The sequence below is a fragment of the Rhizobium sp. WYCCWR 11152 genome (genome assembly GCF_013087615.1).
Lineage (GTDB): Bacteria > Pseudomonadota > Alphaproteobacteria > Rhizobiales > Rhizobiaceae > Rhizobium > Rhizobium indicum.
Window position 1 is genome coordinate 208231 of record NZ_JABFCP010000020.1, and the last position, 22973, is coordinate 231203.

Here is a 22973-nt window from a genome sequence, read left to right on the forward strand (position 1 = left end):
TCGCAGCGGACGGTCCGCCGTCGGCCCCGTAGCGGTCGTCTATCCAAGCCGAGCCGATGTCCGTTGTTGTTGCAATCCAGCCATCCAGAACGCTCTAGAGTTTGGTGGCGTTTGCCACCTCACTCCACGAAAAAGCCCGCGCGGCAATACCGGCGGGCTCATATCCAGTTCAAAAGCGAACCGTGATTACTTCACGAGGTTGCGCTTGGCGAGCGTGCGCAGGCGCAGCGCGTTAAGCTTGATGAAGCCGGCCGCATCCTTCTGGTCGTAGGCGCCCTGATCGTCCTCGAAGGTAACGAGCTTGTCGGAATAGAGCGACTTTTCGCTTTCACGGCCGATGACCATGACATTACCCTTGTAGAGCTTCAGCGTTACTTCACCTTCGACATGCTCCTGGCTCTTGTCGATCAGCGCCTGCAGCATCTCGCGCTCCGGCGAGAACCAGAAACCGTAATAGATCAGCTCGGCGTAACGCGGCATGATCTCGTCCTTGAGATGGGCGGCACCGCGGTCGAGCGTGATCGATTCGATGGCGCGATGCGCCGAAAGCAGGATGGTGCCGCCTGGTGTCTCATAGACGCCGCGCGACTTCATGCCGACGAAGCGGTTCTCGACGAGGTCGAGACGGCCGATACCGTTGTCGCGGCCATAATTGTTGAGCGCAGCCAAGAGCGTCGCCGGGCTCATGCGCACGCCGTTGATCGAAACCGCATCACCCTTTTCGAAACCGACCTTGATGGTCGTTGCCTTGTCGGGTGCAGCCTCAGGCGAAATGGTGCGCATATGCACATATTCAGGCGCCTCCTGGGAGGGGTCCTCAAGAACCTTGCCCTCGGAGGAGGAATGCAGAAGGTTGGCATCGACGGAGAACGGCGCCTCGCCCATCTTGTCCTTGGCAACCGGGATCTGATGCTGTTCGGCAAAGGCCAGCAGATCGGTGCGGCTCTTGAACGCCCAGTCGCGCCACGGCGCGATGATCTTGATGTCGGGGTTCAGGGCATAGGCGGACAGTTCGAAACGGACCTGGTCGTTGCCCTTGCCGGTCGCGCCGTGAGCGATCGCATCCGCACCCGTCTTGCGGGCGATATCAATCAGATGCTTGGAAATCAGAGGACGGGCGATCGAGGTCCCGAGCAGGTAGACGCCTTCGTAGACGGCATTGGCACGGAACATCGGGAAGACGAAATCGCGGACGAATTCCTCGCGCACATCCTCGATGTAGATCTCCTTGATGCCGAGCATCTCGGCCTTCTTGCGCGCCGGCTCCAGCTCTTCGCCCTGGCCGAGATCGGCGGTGAAGGTGACGACTTCGGCGCCGAGCTCCGTCTGCAGCCACTTCAGGATGATCGAGGTGTCGAGGCCGCCGGAATAGGCGAGAACGACTTTCTTCACGTCTTTGTATGATGCCATGATGATGAGGTCCGTTGCATAAGGCCGGCAAAACCCGGTGTCGCGGCACTTTTAGCGAGATTGGCGCGTGACGCAAGACCAAGTGCGACGGCGATGGTGCCGATACCGTTTGACACCGCGAAAGCAGAGCCCATATTCGCCAGCGTCCGCAAATGCTCGAGGAGAGGCTGCCCCGTGACGAATATTCAAGACATTTTCAAGAAATCCAATGTTGCCGTCATCACCGGCGGCGCCTCCGGCATCGGCCTTGCCGCGGCGAAATATTTCGCCGGACGCGGCATGAGCGTCGCCATTGCCGATCTCGGCGGCGATCGGCTGGCCGACGCCGCCAACGAACTCAAGGCCATTGCCGGCGAGGAAAATGTGATGGCGGTCGAGACCGACGTCGCAGTCAAGGAATCTCTGGAAGCGCTCGAACGCGCCGTGCTCCAGCGTTTCGGCCGTGTGCACGTGCTGATGAACAATGCCGGCATCGGCCCGGAAACCTCGATCTTCAGCCCGCAGGCGAACTGGGACAATATCTTCGCCGTCAATCTGATGGGCGTGATCAACGGCACGCGCACCTTCGGCCCGAAGATGCTGTCGCATGGCGAGCCGGGCCTGATCATCAACACCGGATCCAAGCAGGGCATCACCACACCGCCCGGCAACCCCGCCTACAACATCTCCAAATCTGGTGTGAAAGTCTTCACCGAAGCGCTGCAGCATGAGCTTCGCAACACCGAAGGCGGAAAGATCTCCGCCCACCTTCTGATCCCCGGCTTCGTCTTCACCGGCCTTACCAAGGGCGACCGCGCCGAAAAACCGGCTGCCGCCTGGACGCCGGAACAGACCGTCGATTTCATGGTCGAAAGCCTCGAACGCAGCGATTTCTATATTCTCTGCCCCGACAACGACGTCGCGCGTCCGGTCGACGAGCGCCGGATGGCCTGGGCGGCCGGCGATATCATCGAGAACCGTCCGCCGCTGTCACGCTGGCACAAGGACTACGCCGACAAGTTCAAGGCCTTCCTCGACCAGAAGTAATCGGCGCCAGAGCATGATGCCGAAAAGTGTGCGCGGTTTTCGGGTAACATCATGCTCTACTTCTTGACTTAGATTCGAATGATTTTAGGCCGATCAGGCCTAAAATCATTCGAATCTAGAAGGTTTGATTGGTAATTTTCTGAAAGCCGGGTAAGAGATCCCCAGATCCTCTCCGGCTTTCAGAGTGTGTCATGGATTTTCTGCCCAGCCTGCCGACCCTTCTCGCCTTTGCCGCCGCGACGCTGCTGCTTGCGGCAACCCCCGGCCCCGACATGACGCTGTCGATCAGCCGTGCGCTGGCCCAGGGCAAGAAGGCGGCCCTCTTCGTCGTCGTCGGCACCAGCCTCGGCATCGTCGTCCACACCATGCTGGTCGCTTTCGGCATTTCGGCGCTGATCACCGCCTCGCCGACCGCCTTCCTGATCCTGAAGACCGGGGGTGCCGCCTATCTGCTCTGGCTGGCGGTGCAGGCGATCCGCTTCGGCTCGAAGCTCACCGTCGCCAAGGTCGAGGAGCAGAAGGGCACCGCCCTTTCGAACATCTCGTCAGGCTTCTGGGTCAATCTTCTGAACCCCAAGGTCATCATCTTCTTCATGACCTTCCTGCCGCAATTCGTCAGCGCCGGCGATCCCGCCGTCACCCAAAAGCTGCTTTTCCTCGGCTTCTGCTTCATCCTGATCGGCATGCCGGTCAATGCCAGCGTCGTCTTTGCCGCCGACTGGCTGGCCTCCTGGCTGCAGAACAACAAGAAAGTGCTGCGCGGCATGGATTACACCTTCGCCGGCGTCTTCTCGATCTTTGCCGCGAAGATCCTGCTCACCCAGGCGAGATAGCCGCGGTTGCGAAGCAATCCGCCCGCGGTCGGCTAATCGATCCGCCCGCGGTCGTGAACCGATCCGCCGCCAACGACACCAATATTCGCGAGACGCCATGCCGGAGCAGGCAGTGACCGCGAATTTCGTCGTCTTCCAAAATTATTCCATGCCTTTCGCGCGATTACTTGTGATCAACATATGATCGTAAGTCGGCAATTGTGGCTAGGCCACGCCACCTTCGCTGCCCACATATCCTTTACGGCTCACGAAGAGATACCTTGAAAGGATAAGTCAATGATTACGTTCCGCAATATCATAACAGCAGGGGTTGTTGCGCTGACGTTTGCCGCCACGTCCCTTACAGCGACAACACCTGCCTTAGCTCACGGCGGCGGAGGCCATGGCGGTGGCGGCTTCTCGCGTGATGGCGGCCACTTCGGCGGCGGTTCCCATATGGGCGGCGGCAATTTCGCCGATCGCGGCTTCGGAGCGCATAATTTCGGCGGAGCCGGCCCTTTTGGCGGACACCGCGACGGCCGTTTCGCCTTCCATGATAGAAATCGTCTGTTCTTCGGCAATGACGACTATTACCCGGAACAGTGCCAACCGGAATGGCTCAACCAGTACGGCCATCGCGTGCTGGTGGAAGTCTGCTCTTGATGACGGTCCCCTAGAGCCTTTCCGGGTTAGATTGAATCATTCTGCCGGAGCAGGTTTTCGTCAGGGCAGAGGCGATTGGCGAAGGGCATACCCCTTGGTACGTCCGAGCCGATCGCCTCTGATCCTGGCGCAAAGATGCCCGGCCCTTCGGGTTGGCTGAAACGGGCCGCCTGATCGACCGGCCGGCTTGGCCGTAGAGCTTGGCTACGACGCGCGCCATCCGGTCGACCATCCGACTCCGTTTGAGCCAACAGAATGCTTCAATCTGACCAGGAAAGGCTCTAGCCTCTGAGGACGAGCGGCATATGATCACCGATATCATCTTCTTTCAGCAGAAGATTTGATATTTGGATCGCAGCGCCGCTCGTGTTTCAGCAGCAATCCGCCCGCGGTCGTTTGATCGATCCGCCCGCGGTCGGTTGATCGATCGGCCCGTGGTCGTGAAACGGTCCGCCCGCGGTCGTGAAATGATCAGCTGCCCGCTAACCGATCAGCAACGCATCGTCATCCAGCGTCTGGCCGCGCATCTTGCGGAACATCGCGATCAGATCCTCGACCTGCAATGTCTTGCGGCTGTCGCCGGCAACGTCGAGCACGATCTCACCGCCATGCAGCATCACCGTCCGGTGGCCATAGTCGAGCGCCTGGCGCATCGAATGCGTCACCATCAGCGTCGTCAGCTTGCGCTCGGAAACGATTTTCTGGGTCAGGCCCATGATGAATTCTGCCATCCCGGGGTCGAGGGCCGCCGTATGTTCGTCGAGCAGCAGCACCTCCGAGCCCGCCAGCGTCGCCATGACAAGCGAGACCGCCTGCCGCTGGCCGCCGGAAAGCAGGTCCATGCGGTCCTTCATGCGGTTCTCGAGCCCGAGATTGAGCTCGGCGATCCTCTCGCGAAAATGGTCGCGCCGTTTTGCGCCAAGCGCCGAAACGAGCCCGCGCCGTTCGCCGCGGCGCGCCGCAAGCGCCAGGTTCTCCTCGATCGACAAGGCACCGCAGCTTCCGGTCAGCGGGTCCTGAAAGACACGGGCGACAAGTCCGGCGCGCGCCGCCGTCGTCTTGCGCGTCACGTCGCTATTGCCGATCAGCACCTGTCCTTCGCTTGCCAGCACATCGCCGGCGAGCACGCCGAGCAGCGTCGATTTGCCGGCGCCGTTCGAGCCGATGACGGTGACGAAGGAGCCTTCCTCGATCGTCAGGCTGACACCCGAGAGCGCCTGCTTCTGCAGCGGCGTGCCGCGCCCGAAGACGACCTTGATGTTCTTGAGGTTGATCACGACGCGGCACCTCCGCGCAAACGGGGAAGGATGAGCGCCACGGTCACCAGCACGGCGGTGACGAAATTGAGGTCGGACGCCTGCAGGCCGATGACGTCGCTCGAAAGCGCCAGCTGGATTGCGATGCGATAGAGGATCGAGCCAAGCACGCAGCCGATCAACGCGATCAGCAGACCGCGCCGCCCAAGCAGCGTCTCGCCGATGATAACGGCAGCGAGACCGACGACGATCGTGCCGACGCCTGAGGTGACGTCGGCAAAGCCGTTCGTCTGGGCAAAAAGGGCGCCACCGAGCGCCACCAGCGCATTCGAGATCGCCATGCCGAGATAGATCTGCCGGCTGGTATCGACGCCCTGGGCCCGCGCCATCCTTGGATTGGCGCCGGTCGCCCGCATTGCCAGGCCGGCATCGCTTTCCAGGAAACGCCAGACCAGGATGAGCGCGACGACGACGAGAACACCGACGAAGAGCGGCCGCACGTAGAAATCGCGAAGGCCATGGCCGAAGAACGGGCTGATCATCGTGTCGGCATTGATGAGGGCGACATTGGGTTTGCCCATCACGCGCAGATTGACAGAAAACAGTGCGATCATCGTCAGGATCGAGGCAAGCAAATTGAGGATCTTGAAGCGCACGTTGAGCAGTGCTGTCACCATGCCCGCGGCGGCACCGGCGGCCATGGCGATCAGAGCCGCAAGCCAAGCATTGACACCGGCAATGATCAGCACGGCCGTCACCGCTGCACCAAGCGGAAAGGAGCCGTCGACCGTCAGGTCGGGGAAATCCAGAACACGGAAGGCGAGATAGACCCCAAGGGCGACGAAGGAATAGACGAGTCCGAGTTCGACGGCCCCCCAGAATGCGATTTGGCTCAAGGCTTCCGCCCCTCTTCTGTCCGTTTCCGCTCCGCGCCCTGCGCGAAACATCAGGCTTTTAATACCATCAGCCGCCCCCGTGTGGAACGGAGCGGCTGCAAACTCGATCAGCGACGGCAGTCGCCTTGTTTATTCGATGACTTTGGTAGCGCGGGAAAGCACGCTCTGCGGCAGGGTGACGCCCATCTTCTCGGCCGCGGCCTTGTTGACGACGAGGTCGCTGCCGGCGGCAGTCTTGACCGCGGTATCGCCCGGGTTCTCGCCCTTCAGCACGCGCACGACGATCTCGCCGGTCTGCTTGCCGACATCATAATAGTTGAAGCCGAGGGCGGCGATCGAGCCGCGCGAAACCGAATCCGTATCGGCGGTAAAGAGCGGCAGCTTGCTCTCTTCGGCCACCGCGACAGCGCCTTCGAGCGCGGAGATGATCGTGTTGTCGGTCGGAATGTAGATCGCGTCGGCGCGGCCGACGAGCGCGCGTGCCGCACCCTGGACCTCGGCCGACTTGGTGGCGGCCGATTCGACCACCTTCAGGCCAGCCTTTTCGGCTTCAGCCTTCAGCACGGCGAGCAGCGAAACGGAATTCGCCTCGCCGGAATTGTAGAGATAGCCGATGGTTTTCACATCGGGCAGGATTTCCTTGATCAGCGCAAGGTGCTCGGCGACCGGCGACATATCGGAGAGGCCGGTGACATTGCCGCCGGGCTTGTCCATGTTCTTGACGAGCTGGGCGCCGAGCGGATCGGAGACGGCCGTGAAGACGACAGGAATGTCACGCGTCGAGGAAACGACCGCTTGGGCTGATGGCGTCGAGATCGGCACGATGACATTGGGCTCGTCGCCGGCGAACTGGCGGGCGATCTGGGCTGCCGTCGCCGGATTGCCCTGCGCCGATTCGAACACGAATTTCAGGTTCTCGCCTTCCTTGTAGCCGGCGGCCGTCAGCGCATCGAGAACGCCCTTGCGCGCTGCATCCAGCGCCGGATGTTCGACGATCGCCGTCACGGCGACGGTGACGTCTTCAGCCTTCGCAGGCAGGGAAAGGGCCAAAGTGGCAGCAAGAGCGAGTAAAATCGGGCGCATGGGGATCCTCCTGAATGATTTTGGGGGCACTTTTAGGAAAAGCGCCCCCTGAAATCAATCGCGGAGAATTGTAGCGAGGATCAAACTTGCTGATCAGTCGTCGGCGCCGTGATTGGCGATCATCATCGCCTCGAAGGCCAGGCGCTCGGTCTTGCGCATGCGTTCGGATTCCGATTTCAGCTGGCCGCAGGCAGCAAGAATGTCGCGGCCGCGCGGCGTGCGGATCGGCGAGGCATACCCTGCTGAATTGATGAAATCGGCGAACTTCTCGATCTGCTCCCAGTCGGAACACTGATAATTGGTGCCGGGCCAGGGATTGAACGGAATGAGGTTGATCTTCGCCGGCACGCCCTTCAGGAGCTTGATCAGCCCCTTGGCGTCTTCCAGGCTGTCGTTGACATCCTTCAGCATCACATATTCGAAGGTGATGCGCCGCGCGTTCGAAAGGCCAGGATAGGTCCGACAGGCTTCGATCAGTTCCTTCAGCGGGTACTTCTTATTGATCGGCACCAGAAGGTCGCGCAGATCGTCGCGCACTGCATGCAGCGAAATCGCCAACATGACGCCGATTTCCTCGCCGGTGCGGAAGATCTCCGGCACGACGCCTGAGGTGGAAAGCGTCACGCGACGCCTGGACAGCGACAGGCCGTCACCATCCGTGGCGATCAGCAATGCCTGCTTGACGGCATCGAAGTTATAAAGTGGCTCACCCATGCCCATCATGACGATGTTGCTGACCTTGCGGCCCTCGGCAGGCATGATCGTACCCTGCGGCGCTTCACGGTCCGGGAAGTCCCCAAGCCGGTCGCGGGCAAGCAGCAGCTGCGAAAGAATTTCCTCCGCCGTCAGATTGCGCACCAGACGCTGTGTCCCGGTGTGACAGAAGGAACAGGTGAGCGTGCAGCCGACCTGGCTGGAAAGACAGAGCGTGCCGCGGCCCTCTTCCGGAATGTAGACGGCCTCGATCTCGACGGGACGCCCGGCGCCCCGCGGCGGAAAGCGCAGCAGCCATTTGCGCGTGCCGTCGTTGGAGACCTGCTCCTCGACGATCTCGGGACGCGCGATGGTGAAATGCTGCTTCAGCATCTCCCGCATGTCCTTGGCGACATTCGTCATATGGTCGAAGTCGGAGACCCCTCGCACATAGATCCAGTTCCAGAGCTGCGAGACGCGCATCTTGATCTGCTTCTCGGCCACACCCTTTTCCCGGAGTGCCGCGCCCATCTCCTCACGCGACAGCCCAATCAGGGACGGCTTCTCGACGCCGGAAGCGGCGCGGGGCGCCTGAGGCTTGATGACATCAATCGCATCCATGACGGACATAATCTTTCATCCCGAATTCGAACACGTAACCGCCCCGCAAACCCTGCGAACTTCAGGGCTAAGCCGGAAGACTGGCGGGTGCATGACGGCACATTGGCAGAAATTGAATGGCGGAACGGCGACGGATATCGCGATCTGTCCGCTGTTGCGCGGCCTTTAGCATCATTTTGCCCGCGCGTCACTATAGATGGAAACGACGAGAGCCGGCGCAAGGCCGGCCCTCGAAGCTCTGAGAACAAAAAAAGCTACTTGCAGGTTTCGATCTGCTTCAGCGCAGCCGAGATACCCGAAAGCGAATAGCTGTAGGAGGTGCCGGTGCCCTTGCGCGAAACGGCATTTACCGTCATCGAATGACCGGTCTTCATCGCGGCGACGAGGGCCGGCTCCTGCGCCGCGTTCTCGACCCATCCGGCCTTGTCCTTGGTGAACATCACGAAGGTCTTGTTGTCGATGACGACGTTGATCTTCGAATTTTCCTTGACCGTGTAGCCCATCATCGCCTGCGGCTCGTAGGAGATGTTCTGGCCCGGACGCTGAGAGACGATGAAGAAATTGTCGCCGTGGTCGACGCTTGCCGGCTGCTTTGCCGTCGGAACGGAAAGCACGTAGCAGACGGTGCTGCTGCCCGACTTGTAGGAGTAAGCGCCCCATGCCTGGAACTGCTGGATGCGGTTCGGCGCGGGCTGCTGCGCTGTCGCAACTCCGGCCAAAACTAGGGTGAGTGCGAGAGCGGATACGATACTTTTTACAAACATGGATTCCTGCCGGTTCTTGCGATTCAAGGCCCGAAGCGATCATAGCGGGCGCCGCATAATCACGATCTGCTTTATTTTGACTTAATTCAGGTTACCAAATGGTCAACAATAGCTGCGATTTGTATCTGCCTGTGTCATTTCAGCTCGAGTGTCAATTTTCGTCCCTTTAACGGTATCGGCCGCGACACCGTGCCCCAATGGCACTGGCCCTCCGTTCGGCTGAATTTAAGACACAAAGATTCAGGCAAGAGTTTGACCTTTCCCAAATCCGTTGTACCTCAGTAAGACTTGGAAATCCGGGACGAAATTATTGTCGCAGGGGGCTGGTGAGGAGATATGGATGCCGAGGAAAGACAGCGTTTCGCTGCCCTCGCGAAGGCCGTCGCGGACGATCGCGACCAGCAGGCCTTCTCCATCCTGTTCGACTATTTCGCACCCCGCCTGAAGGCCTGGCTGATGCGCCAGAGGATGACATCAGGCGAGGCTGAGGAACTGGTCCAGGAAATCATGATCGTGCTCTGGCACAAGGCAGAGCTCTACGATGCCACGCGATCTTCCCTCTCTACCTGGCTTTTCCGTATTGCCCGCAACCGCCGCATCGACATGCAGCGCCGCGCCAACACCCGCATCTTCGATGAGACTGATCCGGCCCTGCAGCCGCCGGCCGATATCGGCGCGGAAGAAATCATCGCCAATGACGATCGCGACGCCAAGATACGCGCCGCCGTCGGCCAATTGCCGGAGGAACAGCGCGACATGCTGCGCGCCGCCTTCTTCCTCGGACAATCGCATTCGGAGATCGCGGAAGCGACCGGCCTGCCGCTCGGCACGGTAAAGTCGCGTATCCGACTTGCCTTCGGCAAGCTCCGCAAGGTGCTGGAACGCGAAATCGCCTGATGCGATCTCGCCAAAAGGCTCGCCGCGATGCGCTTTAAATCGTCTTCATCGCTTCTTCCGGCCGATCGGCGAGAACGCGGTCGGCGGCTTCATAGTGGACCGGTCGGATGTGGCCGCGCACCATGGCGAAAGCGGCCGAAAGCACGGCGATGTCGTCGGAAAAGCCGATGACGGCGAAAATATCCGGGATCATGTCGATCGGCATGACGAAATAGGCGAGTGCTGCAAGCAGCACGCCGCGCACCTTCGTTGGCGTCTGCGAATCGAGCGCGCAATAGAAACCGGCGACCACATCGCGCGAGAACGGGATCTGCCGCACCGCCCGCCGGAACGTCGGCCAGAATTTCTGCCTTACGGTTTTCTCGCGCCGGCTCTGGGTGTCCTCGTCGCCCGGCAACAGGATTTCCCCAAATTTGACCTCGTCCATCCCTGCATCCCTTTTGTCCATGCGAACATATGGTGACGGCGCCCAGTCTTTCAATCGGCCCCTTTCAATCGGCCTGGCTTTCAATCAATACGGCGCGCCGCAGCCTTTTCCATGGCTTTGGCGAGCTTGAAATCCAGCTCCGTCAACCCGCCGGCATCATGCGTGTTCAGCGTCACATCCACCCGGGAATAGACATTGAACCATTCGGGATGATGGTTGAGCTTCTCGGCCGCAAGCGCTGCCTGCGTCATGAAGCCGAAAGCCTCGACGAAATTTGCGAACTTGAACGTCTTCGATATCGACGAACCCGCATCATTGAGCACCCAGCCCGAAAGCTCGGCCAGTTGCGCCTCGGCTGCCGTCCGTTCCAGTTTTTCCATTTTCATGCCATGGTCCTCTTCTCTGTCAGACAGGTTACCGATGAAACGCATCAGCATCCTCTTCGTTTGCATGGGCAATATATGCCGTTCTCCGCTTGCGGAGGGAATTTTTGGCCATCTCGTTGCCGAGGCAGGCTTGACCGGCGATTTTACCATCGCTTCCGCCGGCACCGGCGGCTGGCATGACGGCGATCCGCCCGACCGGCGTTCGATCGCCACCGCGAAAAACCACGGCATCGACATATCGGGGCAGCGCGCCCGGCGCATTCAGTCGAGGGATTTCAGGGATTTCGATCTGATCCTCGCCATGGACCGCGACAACCTGGCGGCGCTCAAAAAGAGCGCGCCGCATGAAGCGAATATCCACCTTTTCGGTGATACCGCACTGGGAACGGGAGAGGATATTCCCGATCCCTATTATGGCGGCCCTGATGGTTTCGAGCTGGTCTACACCAGGCTCTTGACCGGCTGCTGCAGGCTGCTCGAAACGCTGGGCGTCGAGCGTGCCTCGTGCAGCGGGAACACTTCCTCGGTGAGGTAAGGCCCTCCACCGACCGATTCGCGCGACGAAAGCAGCACGAAGCGCGGTGCGGTGAAGGTTGCTGTGTGGAAGTTGCCGCGTCCGGCCAGATATTGCACGACATCGTCGAGCCGCGAGGATTTGAGCCGCGCCAGCGTCACATGCGGCATGAATTTGCGGGGATCCGGCGGCAGGCCGATGCGCTGGCAGATGCGCTCGATCTCCCCCTGCAGGGCATACATTTCAGGCGATTGCGAGACGCCGGCCCAGACCGAATGTGGTTTCTTCGAGCCGAAGGAACCGATGCCTTCCAGCCGGAACTGGAATTCCGGCCGGTCGATCCGGTCGAGGCGTTCAACGATTTCATCGGCCGTCCGGCCATCGACATCACCGATGAAGCGCAGGGTGATGTGGTAATTCTCCACATCGATCCATCGTGCTCCGGGGAGGCCACCGCGCAGCAATGAAAGACTCATCGCCGCATTGCGCGGAATTTCGAGGGCGGTAAACAGTCTCGGCATCACGAGCACTCCCCGAATCTTTTGCAGGTGCTCACACGGAATCATGCAATCAATAACCGCGCAAGCCCCTATTTCTTCACAGAAGAAATCGTTTCGACGAAATTTGTGACAGCAGGCTCCATCTTTTCGACCATGACGTCGACACCTTTCGCATTTGGATGCATGCCGTCTTCAAGCTTCAACCCGGCCTCCAGCGCGACGCCGTCGAGGAAGAAGGCATAGAGTGGAAGCTTATGTTTTTCCGAGAGTTTCTGATAGATCGGGTTGAATCGTGCGGCATAATCCGCTCCCATGTTCGGCGGCGCTATGATACCGGCGAGCAGCACGGCAATCCCGCGCGCCTTTAGCCGGGTAATCATCTGATCGAGATTCTTCTCGCTCTCCTCCGGCGGGATACCACGCAACGCATCATTGGCGCCCAGCTCGAGAATGACGCCATCGGTGCCGTCGGGCACCGACCAGTCGACGCGCGCAAGCCCTGCTGTCGTCGTGTCGCCGGAGACCCCGGCATTGGCAATGGTGACATCGAGCCCCTTCGCCTTCAGGGCCGCCTGCAGCTTTTCTGGAAAGCCGTCGCCGAGCGGCAGCTGATAGCCCGCCATCAAACTGTCTCCAAAGCCGACGAGATTGATTGTCCGGGCATTGGCTGCAGTGGCAAGGATCAGCGAGACGGCGATGACGGTGAATTGAAGGGCGGCAACTTTAAATCTCATGCTAGCTTCCCTAGATTGGCGAAGTGCCGTTATGCGGCCATTCGATTACGGACATATATAGGGCGATTTCTGTTGGCAAAAACCATTATCGAGTTGAAGGGCGCCGATCTGACCCTTGGTAGCGCAGCCGCCTCCGTCCATGTGCTGAAGGGCATCGATCTCGATATCGCGGCCGGTGAATCCGTCGGCATCGTCGGCCCTTCCGGTTCCGGCAAATCGACCCTGCTGATGGTGCTTGCCGGGCTGGAAAGGCTCGACAGCGGTGAAATCAACATCAACGATACGCCGCTCCATAGCCTCAGCGAGGACCAGGTCGCCGATTTCCGCGGCCGCAACATCGGCATCGTCTTCCAGTCCTTTCACCTGATCGCCAACATGACGGCGCTGGAAAACGTCGCCGTGCCGCTCGAGCTCGCCAATGTCAGCAACGCCTTCGAGATCGCTCATCGCGAGCTGAAATCGGTCGGGCTCGGCGAACGGCTGCACCACTATCCCGGTCAGCTTTCCGGCGGTGAACAGCAGCGCGTGGCGATTGCCAGGGCGCTCGCCCCCTCGCCTGCCCTGCTGATCGCCGACGAGCCGACCGGCAATCTCGACACCGAGACCGGCCGCCAGATCGCCGATCTTCTGTTCTCCAAGCAGGCTGAACGCGGCACGACCCTGCTTCTCGTCACCCACGACGTCTCGCTCGCAAACCGATGCTCGCGCCAGATTCGCGTCCGCTCCGGCAGGATCGAAGGCGACAGCGCCGCCCGCCGCAGCGAAGCGGCGATCGCATGAGGATCATCACGCCACGCGTCTCGCTCGCTTTTCGCCTGGCGCTGCGCGAGCTGCGCGGCGGCATCCGCGGCTTCTACATCTTCCTTGCCTGCATCGCGCTCGGCACCGGCGCCATCGCCGCTGTCAATTCCGTTTCGCAGTCGATCACCGACACGATCGCCTCGCAGGGGCAGGAACTGCTGGCTGGCGACGTCCGTTTCGAACTCAACAATCGCGAAGCCACACCTCAGGAAATAGGTTTCCTCGAAGGCCTCGGCACCGTTTCGGTGTCAACAGGCCTGCGCTCGATGGCCCGCAAGCCCGACGGTTCCGATCAGGCGCTGGTCGAGGTCAAGGCCGTCGATGACGCCTACCCGCTCTACGGCAAGTTCGTGGCCGAGCCGGACTATCCGCTTGCGGCACTGCTTTCGGGCCAAGGCGGCACCTATGGTGCGGTCGCAGCCCCGCTGCTTCTCGATCGGCTCGGGCTTGCGGTCGGCGACGAATTGCTGCTCGGCAACGTCAAGCTCAGCATCACCGGCACGGTGAAAACCGAGCCGGACGCACTGTCGGAAGGTTTTGGCTTTGCGCCGCGTCTGCTCGTCAGCCGCCAGGCGCTCCAAGCCTCCGGGCTGATCCAGACGGGAAGCCTGGTCGAACACGCCTACAAGATCCGGCTGGACGACAAGGCCGCGATGTCGGGCATCCAGGCGCGCGCCTCGAAGGAATTCCCCTCCGCCGGCTGGGCGATCCGCACCAGCGACCGCGCCGCGCCCTCGCTCACCGAAAACATCACCCGCTTCTCGCAGTTCCTGACCCTGGTCGGCCTCACCGCGCTGATCGTCGGCGGCGTCGGTGTCGCCAATGCAGTGCGCGCCTTCCTCGATTTCAAACGCACCACCATCGCCACTTTCAAATGTCTCGGTGCGCCGGCGCAGGTCGTCGTTCTGATCTATCTCTTCCAGATCGCCATCATCGCTCTCGGCGGGATCCTGATCGGCCTCGTCATCGGCGCCCTGTCGCCGATGCTTGCCGCGCAATTCCTGGCACAATTCCTGCCGGTCTCGACCGTGCCGACCCTCTATCCCGGCGCCCTGCTGCTGGCGACGCTCTTCGGCATCCTGACGACGCTCGCCTTTGCCATCCTGCCGCTCGGCCACGCTCGCGAAGTGCCTGCGACCGCGCTGTTCCGCGAGCAAGGCTTCGAGGCCCGCCACCTGCCCTCCTGGCCCTACATCCTGCTAGCCGCCCTGTTCATGGCCGCCCTTGCCGGCCTTGCCATCCTCACCGCCTATGACCGCTTCATCGCCGTCGTCTTCGTCGGCGCGATCGTTTTCGCCTTTGTCGTCCTGCGCCTGGTCGCCGCGCTGATCGCCTGGCTCGCGCGCCGCAGTCCGCGCGTCAATTCGCCGGCGCTGCGGCTTGCGATCGGCAACATCCACCGCCCCGGCGCACTGACGCCCTCAGTCGTGCTCTCGCTCGGCCTTGGCCTCGCATTGCTGGTGACGCTGACCCTGATCGACGGGAACCTGCGCCAGCAGCTGACCGGCCGCATGAACGAGGGTGCGCCGAACTTCTTCTTCGTCGATATCCAGAGCGCCGAGGTCGGCGCCTTCCGCGATCTCGTCCAAGGCCAAGCGCCGCAGGGCAAGCTCGTCGAAGTGCCGATGCTGCGCGGCCGGATCATCGCCTTCAACGGCGAGGACGTCACCAAGATGAACGTGCCGGCCGCCGGCCGCTGGGTGCTGAACGGCGATCGCGGCATCACCTATGCCGAAAACCTGCCGGAGAACGCCGCCCTCACCGAAGGCAAATGGTGGGACAAGGATTACAGCGGCGAGCCGCTCGTCTCCTTCTCCTCGGAAGAGGCGCATGAACTCGGTCTCAAGCTCGGCGATACGGTGACCGTCAACGTGCTCGGCCGCAACATCACGGCGAAGATCGCCAATCTGCGCCGCGTCGAGTGGGAATCGCTGTCGATCAATTTCGTCATGGTTTTCTCGCCGAATACCTTCCGCGGCGCCCCGCATGCGTGGCTGGCGACGCTGACCGATCCCTCTTCGACACCGGCCGAAGATGCGGCGATCCTGAAATCCGTCACCAACACCTATCCGACGATCACCAGTGTGCGCGTCAAGGACGCGATCGATATCGTCAACCAGCTGGTCGCACAGCTCGCGACCGCAATCCGCGCTGCGGCCTCGGTCGCCCTGATCGCCTCGATCCTCGTCCTTGCCGGCGCGCTTGCCGCCGGAAACCGGGCGCGCACCCACGATGCGGTGGTGCTGAAGACGCTCGGTGCCACGCGCGCCATGCTGATCCGCGCCTTCAGCTACGAATATCTGATCCTCGGCCTCGCGACTGCGATCTTCGCGCTGATCGCCGGCAGCGTCGCCGCCTGGTTCATCGTCGCCCGCATCATGCGTCTGCCGTCGACCTTTCTGCCCGACGTGGCGGGACTGACGCTTGTGACCGCGCTCGTCCTGACCGTCGGCATTGGCCTTATCGGCACCTGGCGCATCCTCGGGCAGAAGGCGGCCCCCGTCTTGCGCGAGCTTTGACCGGGCAGCGGCACCCAAACCCTTCACCTTACGGCGATTTAACCGACCGAGCCTTTGCAAGCCTCTTGTTTGCAAAGGGCGAAAGCCTCATATTATCCGCAGGCATGCTGGAGCTCCGCAGCGGCGCCCGGGTCGAAAACCCCGACACCGTATTTCCATCGGAGCTTGTAAGAGGAAACTATGGCTGATCTTCGTAACTATCAAAGCCGCGCTCAGACCGGCGAGATGATTGATCAAGGCCTGCGCGCTTATATGCTCAAGGTCTACAACCTGATGGCGCTGGGTCTGGCGATCACCGGTGTGGCCGCATATCTGTCGTTCCAATTCGCCTTCGCCAATGGTGAGCTGACCGCTTTCGGTCAGGCGATCTATGTGAGCCCGCTGAAGTGGGTGGTCATCCTGGCGCCGCTGGCTCTGGTGTTCTTCCTGAGCTTCCGGATCAATACGATGACGGTGGCCGCCGCCCAGACGACCTTTGCGGTCTACGCTGCGCTCGTCGGCCTGTCGCTCTCGTCGATCTTCCTGATCTACACGGGCCAGAGCGTCGTTCAGACCTTCTTCGTCACCGCCGCCTCCTTCGGCGCGCTGTCGCTTTACGGCTACACGACGAAGCGTAACCTGTCGGCGATGGGCTCGTTTCTGATGATGGGTCTGTTCGGCCTGATCATCGCCTCGATCGTCAACATCTTCCTGGCGTCGTCTGCCGTGCAGTTCGCGATCTCGGTGCTCGGCGTGCTGATCTTCGCAGGCCTCACCGCCTACGATACGCAGCGGATCAAGGAATTGTACCTGGAAGCCGATGACGTCGCCGTGGCCGGTCGCAAGGCGATCATGGGTGCGCTGACGCTCTATCTCGACTTCATCAACCTCTTCATGTTCCTGCTGCAGTTCATGGGCAACCGTAAATAAGCAGGGCAGACTGAGATCGAAAAGGCGGCTTCGGCCGCCTTTTTTGTTGCGTAGGCTTTCACGGAATGGTTTTAGAAAGCCCTTGCCGCCCTTATGGATATGCTGCTGAAATGTCCTTCCTCCTGCGCGATGCTTCGAACGCCGATATTCCCGCCATTGCCGATATCTATCGCGAATCGGTCCTGAACGGCGTCGCGAGCTATGAGATCGTGCCGCCCTCCGAGGCCGAGATGGCGCAACGCTTTGCGGCCATCGTCGGCCAGCAATATCCCTATATCGCAGCCATCGGCACGGACGGGGCCTTGCTCGGCTACGCCTACGCCTCGGCCTTCCGCACGCGTCCTGCCTATCGCTGGCTGGTCGAGGATTCGATTTATCTGGCGCCGCAAGCCCGCGGCCGCGGCATCGGCAAGGCGCTGCTCGCCGAACTGATCATCCGTTGCACCACCCTCGGCTTTCGTCAGATGGCAGCCGTCATCGGCGGCGCCAGCCCCGCCTCGATCGCGCTTCATCGCACGGCCGGCTTCGAGGAGGTTGGTCTGATGAAGGGCACCGGCTACAAGCACGGCCGCTGGCTGGATACGATGTTCATGCAGCGCGCCCTCGGTGAGGGTATGAGCACAGATCCGGACCCGTCGACCTATCCCGGCACGCTGTTTAACGGCTGATATGGTTTACTTGTCGACGAGCTTCAGGGCCTTGTCGAAGACCTTCAGCACCTGGTTCAGCTCGTGACCGCGCTTCAGGATCGTGCCGTTGACGCTGATCACGGAATAGGCGCCCTGCTTGGCGGCGAGCTTCGGGTTTTTCTCGATGCGGAAGAGCGGCATTTCGCCGGAACGCTTGAAAACGGAAAAGACCGCCCTGTCCTTCAGGTGATCGATGGCGTAGTCGCGCCATTCACCATCACCAACCATCCGGCCGTAGATCCAGAGGATCGCGTCCAGTTCGCGCCGGTGGAAGGTCACCGGAAGTGGGTCCTTGCTTTGTTTGTATTCCCTGAGATCGACGACGACTGAGGAACTGTGGTCGACGGAACGGCTTTCGCCGTGTCGCAAATCCGGCTGATCTGTCATCAGTCTCACAAGGCCTCCACATGTGACAGGAGGGTGACAGTTTGCCCGAGCCGCCGCAAATTGCAAGAGTGCCAGCCGTCACATTCCGCCGCACGTCTCTCGCGCAAGGACGCTGTAGCACTTTGAGTCAGCGCATCATGTCTTGCGAAAGTTGGGTTTGATTTTCGGAAAGCATGATGCGCTGGACAGGTCAACGCTTTCTCCGCAGCGCCGCATTTCAGTCAAAACAGCGCCTCATTTGCAGGAGATTTATGAATTCCAGTTTGGCGCCAGCGCGCCAAAGGGCCCGGCGGAGCGTATCGACCTTAACCCCAGCCCCGAATACGCTCGGCCGGGCCGCCCCAGCACTTCATCCGCAACCGGATGAATCTCAGATATTTTTGCCAGCCATCACCACGGTCGCGCCAAGGATCGCCGCCGGATCGCCGTCTGCGGTCGCCGATTGCAGCAGGATGGCGCAGCCCTCGAGCTGCGGCCGCTGCAGGACGCTGGCCGGCAGCGTCAGACTGGTCGCCTTGCCGTCCCACATGCCGACGGTTTCGACATTGGTGACGCTGTGCAGATAGGAGATCTTCTGGCCGCTGTTCTCGCCTTTTTCGACGTCGATCGTCTTTTCCTTATCGAAATAGACCATGACGACATTGGCTTTGCCTTGTCCCGCGCCGATCTTGATCTCCAGCTCGTCGCCGCGCATCGCGGCACTGATCGGAACGGTCAGCCCGTTGCCTTCGCTGCTATAGGTGTCGATCTTGCTGTTGATGCCATTCAGATCGGCGCCGGCCAGATGGTCGCGTCCATTGACGATGGCCTGCGGCGTGTAGACGTTGCTGCGGCCCATCGTTTTGGCATAGCCATACTGCCGCTCGGTGTTTTCCTTGGAGCTCAGCGTATCGGCCCAGCCGAGATAGTTCCAGTAATCGACATGATAGGCGAGCGCAATGACATCGCCCTGGTTCACCAGCTTGCGGAAAGCGGCATCAGCGGGAGGACAGGAGGAGCAGCCCTGCGACGTGAAGAGTTCGACGACACCTTTCGGCGTGCCGTCTTCGGCCTGTAGCGGGCCTGAGAGAACAACGCCGGCAATCAGCGGAATCAAAAAACGGGGGGACATTCACCTGCACCTCTTTTTCAGCGCCGACGGCATGTTTGAACCGGGGGCCCTGACATATGAACGTACGAATAATCCTTCCGGGTCCAAACGAAAAGTCACGAACGGGTGAGACGTAGCTCGACGGGAACTTGCATAAAACAAATCATCGTGAGCCCGTCCAAATACTGTCGTCGCACCAAAGAAAAGCCGCCGGAGATTGCTTTCCGGCGGCTATTATCAAATAAGTCTCTTAAAAATCAGGCAGCGAGATCGCGCAGAACCGTCTGCAGGATGCCGCCATTGTTGAGGTAGATCACCTCGTCGAGCGTATCGACGCGCGACAGCAGCGGAACCTCCTTCACGGTGCCGTCGCCATAGGTGATCCTGGCGATCTTCTTCTCGCGCGGCTTGATCTTTTCCAGACCTTCGATGGTGACGAGTTCGTCGCCCTTGAGGCCGAGGCTCTGCCAGGTCGTGCCCTCTTCGAAGACGAAGGGGATGATGCCCATGCCGACCAGGTTTGAACGATGAATGCGCTCGAAGGACTGGGCGACCACCGCCTTGACGCCGAGCAAGTTGGTGCCCTTGGCAGCCCAGTCGCGCGAGGAGCCGTTGCCGTATTCGACACCGGCGAAGATGACGAGCGGCACACCTTCCTGCTTGTACTGCATCGCGGCGTCGTAGATCGAGGTCTCTTCCTTCGACGGGTAATGGATGGTGTAGCCACCTTCCTTGCCGTTCGGGCCGAGCATGTGGTTGCGGATGCGGATATTGGCGAAGGTGCCGCGCATCATCACTTCATGGTTGCCGCGGCGCGTGCCGTACTGGTTGAAATCGGCAACGGCGACGTCGTGGTCGATCAGGTAGGCGCCGGCCGGCGATGCCGCCTTGATCGAACCGGCCGGCGAGATGTGGTCGGTGGTGATCTTGTCGCCGAACAGGCCGAGGACGCGGGCGCCCTTGATGTCGGAAACGCCGCTGCCCTTCTTGCCCATGCCGACGAAGTAGGGCGGGTTCTGCACATAGGTCGAATTGTCGTCCCAGGCATAGGTCTGGCCCGGCGGGATCTGAACGGCCTGCCAGTTGACGTCGCCCTTGAAGACGTCGGCGTACTTGCTTTCGTAAAGCTCGCGGGTCACGTATTTCAGGATGAATTCCTGAACTTCCTTCGAGGTCGGCCAGATGTCCTTGAGATAAACCGGGTTGCCGCTCTGGTCCTCGCCGATCGGCTCCTTGGTCAGATCCGTTTGCACCGTACCGGCAAGCGCATAAGCGACGACCAGCGGCGGGGATGCGAGATAGTTCGCCTGCACGTCGGGCGAGATGCGGCCTTCGAAGTTGCGGTTGCCGGAGAGAACGCCGGAAACGATGAGGCCCTTGTCGTTGATCGTCTTCGAGATCGGTGCCGGCAGCGGGCCGGAATTGCCGATGCAGGTGGTGCAGCCGAAGCCGACGAGGTTGAAGCCGAGCTTGTCGAGGTCGGCCTGCAGGCCCGACTTGGCGAGATATTCACCGACGACTTGGCTTCCAGGTGCCAGCGAGGTCTTCACCCACGGCTTCGTCTTCAGGCCCTTGGCAACGGCGTTGCGGGCGAGAAGACCGGCGGCGATCAACACTGACGGGTTGGAGGTGTTGGTGCACGACGTGATGGCAGCGATCGCCACGTCACCGTGGCCGAGATCGAAGTCGGTGCCTTCAACCGCATAGCGGTTGTTCAGCTGGCCGGGCTTCTTGTAGTCGGCATCCATCGAGCCGGCGAAGCCGGTCGCGATATTCTCGAGCGAGATTCGGCCTTCCGGACGCTTCGGGCCGGCCATCGACGGCACGACGTCGCTAAGATCGAGTTCCAGCGTATCGGTGAAGACGAGCTCGGAACCGTCGCCTTCGCGCCACATGCCTTGCGCCTTCGAATAGGCTTCGACGAGGGCGATCCGGTCATGCGTGCGGCCGGACATGGTGAGGTAGTTGATGGTTTCGCCGTCGACCGGGAAGAAGCCGCAGGTGGCGCCGTATTCCGGGCCCATGTTGCCGATCGTTGCGCGGTCGGCGAGCGGCATGTTGTCCATGCCGGGGCCGAAGAATTCGACGAACTTCGAAACGACGCCCTTCTTGCGCAGCATCTGCACGACGGTGAGAACGAGGTCGGTCGCCGTGACGCCTTCCTTGAGCTTGCCGGTCAGCTTGAAGCCGATGACTTCGGGCAGCAGCATCGAGACCGGCTGGCCGAGCATCGCAGCTTCCGCTTCGATACCGCCCACACCCCAGCCGAGAACGCCGAGACCGTTGATCATCGTCGTGTGGCTGTCGGTGCCGACGCAGGTATCGGGATAGGCGATCGTCTCGCCGTCCTCTTCCTTGGTCCAGACGGTCTGGCCGAGATATTCGAGATTGACCTGATGACAGATACCGGTGCCGGGAGGCACGACGCGGAAATTCTTGAAAGCCTGCTGGCCCCACTTCAGGAAGCGGTAGCGCTCGCCGTTGCGTTGGTATTCCAGCTCCACATTCCTGGCGAAAGCCTGCGGCGTGCCGAATTCGTCGACGATGACGGAGTGGTCGATGACGAGATCGACGGGAACGAGCGGGTTGATCTTCTCCGGATCGCCGCCGAGCGACACCATCGCGTCGCGCATCGCGGCAAGATCGACGACGGCGGGAACGCCGGTGAAGTCCTGCATCAGCACGCGCGCCGGGCGATAGGCGATTTCGTTTTCGACCGCACCCTTGTTGTTGAGCCATTCGGCAACGGCCAGGATGTGCTCCTTGGTGACCGACTGGCCGTCTTCGAAGCGCAGCAGGTTTTCGAGCAGCACCTTCATCGAATAGGGAAGCTTCGACACGCCGGCCAGACCGTTTGCCTCAGCCTTGGGCAGGCTGTAATAGACATAGTCCTTCCCGTTGACGGAAAGCGTGGAACGACAATTGAAACTGTCAAGAGATTTAGACACGAGATACCCCGTTTCTGATAGCCAACACAGTCGTGCGAACGCCTATGCACTTAATGCACATCAGGATGCGGGTACGGCCATTTCCGCTGTCCGCACGTGGAACAGACGCTCCAAGTTCGGCGCAAGGATGAAATTCACGCCGACCGCTGGCGTGGTTGCAGGTCTTATAGATAATTTCCTAAAAACTTGCCATACCCGAGCACAGTCAAAATCGGACATTTTTTGACCCCGCTGCAAGCCGAAACCAGGAAAGAGCCGACGCATGCATCTCACCGCCGAAAATCTGGCTGCAAGGCGCGGTGAGGATCTCATTTTCGTTAACATTTCCTTTCACTTGGCGGCCGGCGAGGCGCTTGTCCTGACCGGAAAAAATGGATCGGGAAAGTCCACTTTGCTGCGTGTCGTCGCCGGCCTCCTCAGGCCGGAAAAAGGCACTGTCATATTTCACGGCGAAGAGAGCCTGGGAGGCAGGGATCCCGGCGAGGTCAGCCACTACCTTGGCCATCGAAATGCGATGAAGAGTGAACTTACGGTTGCAGAAAACCTCGATTTCTGGCGCACCTTTCTCGGCAATACAGGCTCCGCCGCCCTTTCCGTCGAGGACGCCACTGACGCCGTCGGTCTTTCCGGCATCACCCACCTTCCCTTCGGTTATCTCTCCGCCGGCCAGCAGCGCCGGATAGCCTTCGCCAAGCTGCTCGTCGCCCACCGCCCCGTCTGGATCCTCGACGAACCGACCGCCGCACTCGACGCCAGCGCCGACCGGCTGTTTGCCGATTTGATCATGACGCATCTGGAAAAGGGCGGCATCGTGCTGGCGGCAACGCATCAGCCCTTGGGGCTGAGGAATGCGCAGGAATTGAAGATGACGGGCTTTGCCGGCGTGGATGCGGGGATATGGGGTTGATGTATCTCGGTGTGGCTACCCCCCTCTGCCCTGCCGGGCAT

23 protein-coding genes are annotated in these 22973 nt (G+C 60.9%); 10 read left to right on the plus strand and 13 right to left on the minus strand.

The annotated features are described in order from the left end of the window. Window positions 1-186 precede the first annotated feature (186 nt). Entirely contained in the window at window positions 187-1410 is a 1224-nt protein-coding gene (locus G9X67_RS28455) for an argininosuccinate synthase (protein WP_138331824.1), read from the minus strand. Window positions 1411-1584: 174 nt separating this feature from the next. Between G9X67_RS28455 and G9X67_RS28460 the strand changes: the two genes are divergently transcribed. The 3 genes from G9X67_RS28460 (at window position 1585) to G9X67_RS28470 (ending at window position 3911) form a co-directional block, all read left to right on the plus strand. After that, window positions 1585-2436, plus strand: coding sequence for an SDR family NAD(P)-dependent oxidoreductase (locus G9X67_RS28460; RefSeq protein ID WP_138331825.1), 852 nt, complete (start codon window positions 1585-1587; stop codon window positions 2434-2436). Between the two features lie 191 nt (window positions 2437-2627). Further along, the gene (locus G9X67_RS28465) at window positions 2628-3269 is read left to right on the plus strand and encodes a LysE family translocator (protein WP_017962425.1); all 642 of its coding nucleotides are present in this window, start codon (window positions 2628-2630) and stop codon (window positions 3267-3269) included. Between the two features lie 276 nt (window positions 3270-3545). After that, window positions 3546-3911, plus strand: a complete 366-nt coding sequence (locus G9X67_RS28470) for a hypothetical protein (RefSeq protein ID WP_138331826.1) — start codon at window positions 3546-3548, stop codon at window positions 3909-3911. A 482-nt stretch (window positions 3912-4393) separates the two neighbouring features. Here the strand turns inward: G9X67_RS28470 and G9X67_RS28475 are convergent, their stop codons facing one another. The 5 genes from G9X67_RS28475 to G9X67_RS28495 all read right to left on the minus strand — a co-directional run bounded on the left by G9X67_RS28475 (window position 4394) and on the right by G9X67_RS28495 (window position 9224). Continuing rightward, window positions 4394-5188: an ABC transporter ATP-binding protein gene (locus G9X67_RS28475; RefSeq protein ID WP_105007624.1), complete on the minus strand. Its 795-nt coding sequence runs from the start codon at window positions 5186-5188 to the stop codon at window positions 4394-4396. Next, window positions 5185-6063 carry an ABC transporter permease gene (locus G9X67_RS28480; RefSeq protein ID WP_138331827.1) on the minus strand — a complete coding sequence of 293 codons (879 nt, stop codon included), beginning with the start codon at window positions 6061-6063 and terminating at the stop codon, window positions 5185-5187. The genes G9X67_RS28475 and G9X67_RS28480 overlap by 4 nt, the downstream gene beginning before the upstream one ends. Before the next feature lie 129 nt (window positions 6064-6192). After that, window positions 6193-7146, minus strand: a complete 954-nt coding sequence (locus G9X67_RS28485) for an ABC transporter substrate-binding protein (protein WP_171600209.1) — start codon at window positions 7144-7146, stop codon at window positions 6193-6195. A 93-nt stretch (window positions 7147-7239) separates the two neighbouring features. Then, complete coding sequence (gene rlmN, locus G9X67_RS28490; RefSeq protein WP_138331829.1) at window positions 7240-8469, minus strand: 23S rRNA (adenine(2503)-C(2))-methyltransferase RlmN; 1230 nt, start codon at window positions 8467-8469, stop codon at window positions 7240-7242. 245 nt (window positions 8470-8714) lie between these two features. Further along, on the minus strand, window positions 8715-9224 hold the full coding sequence (locus tag G9X67_RS28495) for an invasion associated locus B family protein (RefSeq protein ID WP_171600210.1): 510 nt from the start codon (window positions 9222-9224) through the stop codon (window positions 8715-8717). A 336-nt stretch (window positions 9225-9560) separates the two neighbouring features. Between G9X67_RS28495 and G9X67_RS28500 the strand changes: the two genes are divergently transcribed. Then, the gene (locus tag G9X67_RS28500) at window positions 9561-10121 is read left to right on the plus strand and encodes a sigma-70 family RNA polymerase sigma factor (protein ID WP_025396333.1); all 561 of its coding nucleotides are present in this window, start codon (window positions 9561-9563) and stop codon (window positions 10119-10121) included. A gap of 34 nt (window positions 10122-10155) precedes the next feature. Here G9X67_RS28500 and G9X67_RS28505 read toward each other — a convergent pair whose 3' ends face one another. After that, window positions 10156-10548: a YkvA family protein gene (locus tag G9X67_RS28505; protein ID WP_138331831.1), complete on the minus strand. Its 393-nt coding sequence runs from the start codon at window positions 10546-10548 to the stop codon at window positions 10156-10158. An 80-nt stretch (window positions 10549-10628) separates the two neighbouring features. Further along, window positions 10629-10934: a 4a-hydroxytetrahydrobiopterin dehydratase gene (locus tag G9X67_RS28510; RefSeq protein WP_171600211.1), complete on the minus strand. Its 306-nt coding sequence runs from the start codon at window positions 10932-10934 to the stop codon at window positions 10629-10631. Window positions 10935-10968: 34 nt separating this feature from the next. Here G9X67_RS28510 and G9X67_RS28515 point away from each other — a divergent pair, with 34 nt between their 5' ends. Beyond that, on the plus strand, window positions 10969-11469 hold the full coding sequence (locus G9X67_RS28515; protein ID WP_171600212.1) for a low molecular weight protein-tyrosine-phosphatase: 501 nt from the start codon (window positions 10969-10971) through the stop codon (window positions 11467-11469). Here G9X67_RS28515 and thpR read toward each other — a convergent pair. Together thpR and G9X67_RS28525 are read right to left on the minus strand one after the other, a co-directional pair. Next, the gene (thpR, locus tag G9X67_RS28520) at window positions 11376-11969 is read right to left on the minus strand and encodes an RNA 2',3'-cyclic phosphodiesterase (RefSeq protein ID WP_003543644.1); all 594 of its coding nucleotides are present in this window, start codon (window positions 11967-11969) and stop codon (window positions 11376-11378) included. The two genes, G9X67_RS28515 and thpR, sit on opposite strands and share 94 nt — an antisense overlap. A 68-nt stretch (window positions 11970-12037) precedes the next feature. Then, window positions 12038-12682 (minus strand): arylesterase, encoded by a 645-nt coding sequence (locus G9X67_RS28525; RefSeq protein WP_138331834.1) that lies wholly within the window; start codon window positions 12680-12682, stop codon window positions 12038-12040. Window positions 12683-12754: 72 nt separating this feature from the next. Here G9X67_RS28525 and G9X67_RS28530 point away from each other — a divergent pair, with 72 nt between their 5' ends. The 4 genes from G9X67_RS28530 to G9X67_RS28545 all read left to right on the plus strand — a co-directional run bounded on the left by G9X67_RS28530 (window position 12755) and on the right by G9X67_RS28545 (window position 17579). Next, a complete protein-coding gene (locus G9X67_RS28530) occupies window positions 12755-13462 on the plus strand; it encodes an ABC transporter ATP-binding protein (protein ID WP_138331835.1) in 708 nt (235 codons plus the stop codon). Beyond that, the gene (locus G9X67_RS28535; RefSeq protein WP_171600213.1) at window positions 13459-16002 is read left to right on the plus strand and encodes an ABC transporter permease; all 2544 of its coding nucleotides are present in this window, start codon (window positions 13459-13461) and stop codon (window positions 16000-16002) included. Before G9X67_RS28530 ends, G9X67_RS28535 begins: the two co-directional genes overlap by 4 nt. Window positions 16003-16182: 180 nt before the next feature. Next, window positions 16183-16911 carry a Bax inhibitor-1/YccA family protein gene (locus G9X67_RS28540; protein ID WP_012759353.1) on the plus strand — a complete coding sequence of 243 codons (729 nt, stop codon included), beginning with the start codon at window positions 16183-16185 and terminating at the stop codon, window positions 16909-16911. A gap of 110 nt (window positions 16912-17021) precedes the next feature. Continuing rightward, complete coding sequence (locus G9X67_RS28545) at window positions 17022-17579, plus strand: GNAT family N-acetyltransferase (RefSeq protein ID WP_138389445.1); 558 nt, start codon at window positions 17022-17024, stop codon at window positions 17577-17579. A 6-nt stretch (window positions 17580-17585) separates the two neighbouring features. Here G9X67_RS28545 and G9X67_RS28550 read toward each other — a convergent pair whose 3' ends face one another. From G9X67_RS28550 to acnA, 3 genes are all read right to left on the minus strand, one after another. Further along, the gene (locus tag G9X67_RS28550) at window positions 17586-17987 is read right to left on the minus strand and encodes a DUF2794 domain-containing protein (RefSeq protein ID WP_129422205.1); all 402 of its coding nucleotides are present in this window, start codon (window positions 17985-17987) and stop codon (window positions 17586-17588) included. A 370-nt stretch (window positions 17988-18357) separates the two neighbouring features. After that, entirely contained in the window at window positions 18358-19098 is a 741-nt protein-coding gene (locus G9X67_RS28555; protein WP_003543652.1) for a thioredoxin family protein, read from the minus strand. A gap of 236 nt (window positions 19099-19334) precedes the next feature. Continuing rightward, the gene (gene acnA / locus G9X67_RS28560) at window positions 19335-22025 is read right to left on the minus strand and encodes an aconitate hydratase AcnA (protein ID WP_171600214.1); all 2691 of its coding nucleotides are present in this window, start codon (window positions 22023-22025) and stop codon (window positions 19335-19337) included. Between the two features lie 262 nt (window positions 22026-22287). Between acnA and ccmA the strand changes: the two genes are divergently transcribed. After that, a complete protein-coding gene (gene ccmA / locus G9X67_RS28565; RefSeq protein ID WP_138331839.1) occupies window positions 22288-22932 on the plus strand; it encodes a heme ABC exporter ATP-binding protein CcmA in 645 nt (214 codons plus the stop codon). The last annotated feature ends 41 nt before the right edge of the window (window positions 22933-22973 follow it).

Excerpts from the sequence above, each read along its gene's own strand:
- G9X67_RS28455 (WP_138331824.1), bottom strand. The coding sequence starts at position 1,410 with ATGGCATCATACAAAGACGTGAAGAAAGTCGTTCTCGCCTATTCCGGC.
- G9X67_RS28465 (WP_017962425.1), top strand. The coding sequence starts at position 2,628 with ATGGATTTTCTGCCCAGCCTGCCGACCCTTCTCGCCTTTGCCGCCGCG.
- G9X67_RS28470 (WP_138331826.1), top strand. The coding sequence starts at position 3,546 with ATGATTACGTTCCGCAATATCATAACAGCAGGGGTTGTTGCGCTGACG.
- G9X67_RS28485 (WP_171600209.1), bottom strand. The coding sequence starts at position 7,146 with ATGCGCCCGATTTTACTCGCTCTTGCTGCCACTTTGGCCCTTTCCCTG.
- rlmN (WP_138331829.1), bottom strand. The coding sequence starts at position 8,469 with ATGTCCGTCATGGATGCGATTGATGTCATCAAGCCTCAGGCGCCCCGC.
- G9X67_RS28495 (WP_171600210.1), bottom strand. The coding sequence starts at position 9,224 with ATGTTTGTAAAAAGTATCGTATCCGCTCTCGCACTCACCCTAGTTTTG.
- G9X67_RS28500 (WP_025396333.1), top strand. The coding sequence starts at position 9,561 with ATGGATGCCGAGGAAAGACAGCGTTTCGCTGCCCTCGCGAAGGCCGTC.
- G9X67_RS28505 (WP_138331831.1), bottom strand. The coding sequence starts at position 10,548 with ATGGACGAGGTCAAATTTGGGGAAATCCTGTTGCCGGGCGACGAGGAC.
- G9X67_RS28510 (WP_171600211.1), bottom strand. The coding sequence starts at position 10,934 with ATGAAAATGGAAAAACTGGAACGGACGGCAGCCGAGGCGCAACTGGCC.
- G9X67_RS28515 (WP_171600212.1), top strand. The coding sequence starts at position 10,969 with ATGAAACGCATCAGCATCCTCTTCGTTTGCATGGGCAATATATGCCGT.
- thpR (WP_003543644.1), bottom strand. The coding sequence starts at position 11,969 with ATGCCGAGACTGTTTACCGCCCTCGAAATTCCGCGCAATGCGGCGATG.
- G9X67_RS28525 (WP_138331834.1), bottom strand. The coding sequence starts at position 12,682 with ATGAGATTTAAAGTTGCCGCCCTTCAATTCACCGTCATCGCCGTCTCG.
- G9X67_RS28535 (WP_171600213.1), top strand. The coding sequence starts at position 13,459 with ATGAGGATCATCACGCCACGCGTCTCGCTCGCTTTTCGCCTGGCGCTG.
- G9X67_RS28540 (WP_012759353.1), top strand. The coding sequence starts at position 16,183 with ATGGCTGATCTTCGTAACTATCAAAGCCGCGCTCAGACCGGCGAGATG.
- G9X67_RS28545 (WP_138389445.1), top strand. The coding sequence starts at position 17,022 with ATGTCCTTCCTCCTGCGCGATGCTTCGAACGCCGATATTCCCGCCATT.
- G9X67_RS28550 (WP_129422205.1), bottom strand. The coding sequence starts at position 17,987 with ATGACAGATCAGCCGGATTTGCGACACGGCGAAAGCCGTTCCGTCGAC.
- G9X67_RS28555 (WP_003543652.1), bottom strand. The coding sequence starts at position 19,098 with ATGTCCCCCCGTTTTTTGATTCCGCTGATTGCCGGCGTTGTTCTCTCA.
- ccmA (WP_138331839.1), top strand. The coding sequence starts at position 22,288 with ATGCATCTCACCGCCGAAAATCTGGCTGCAAGGCGCGGTGAGGATCTC.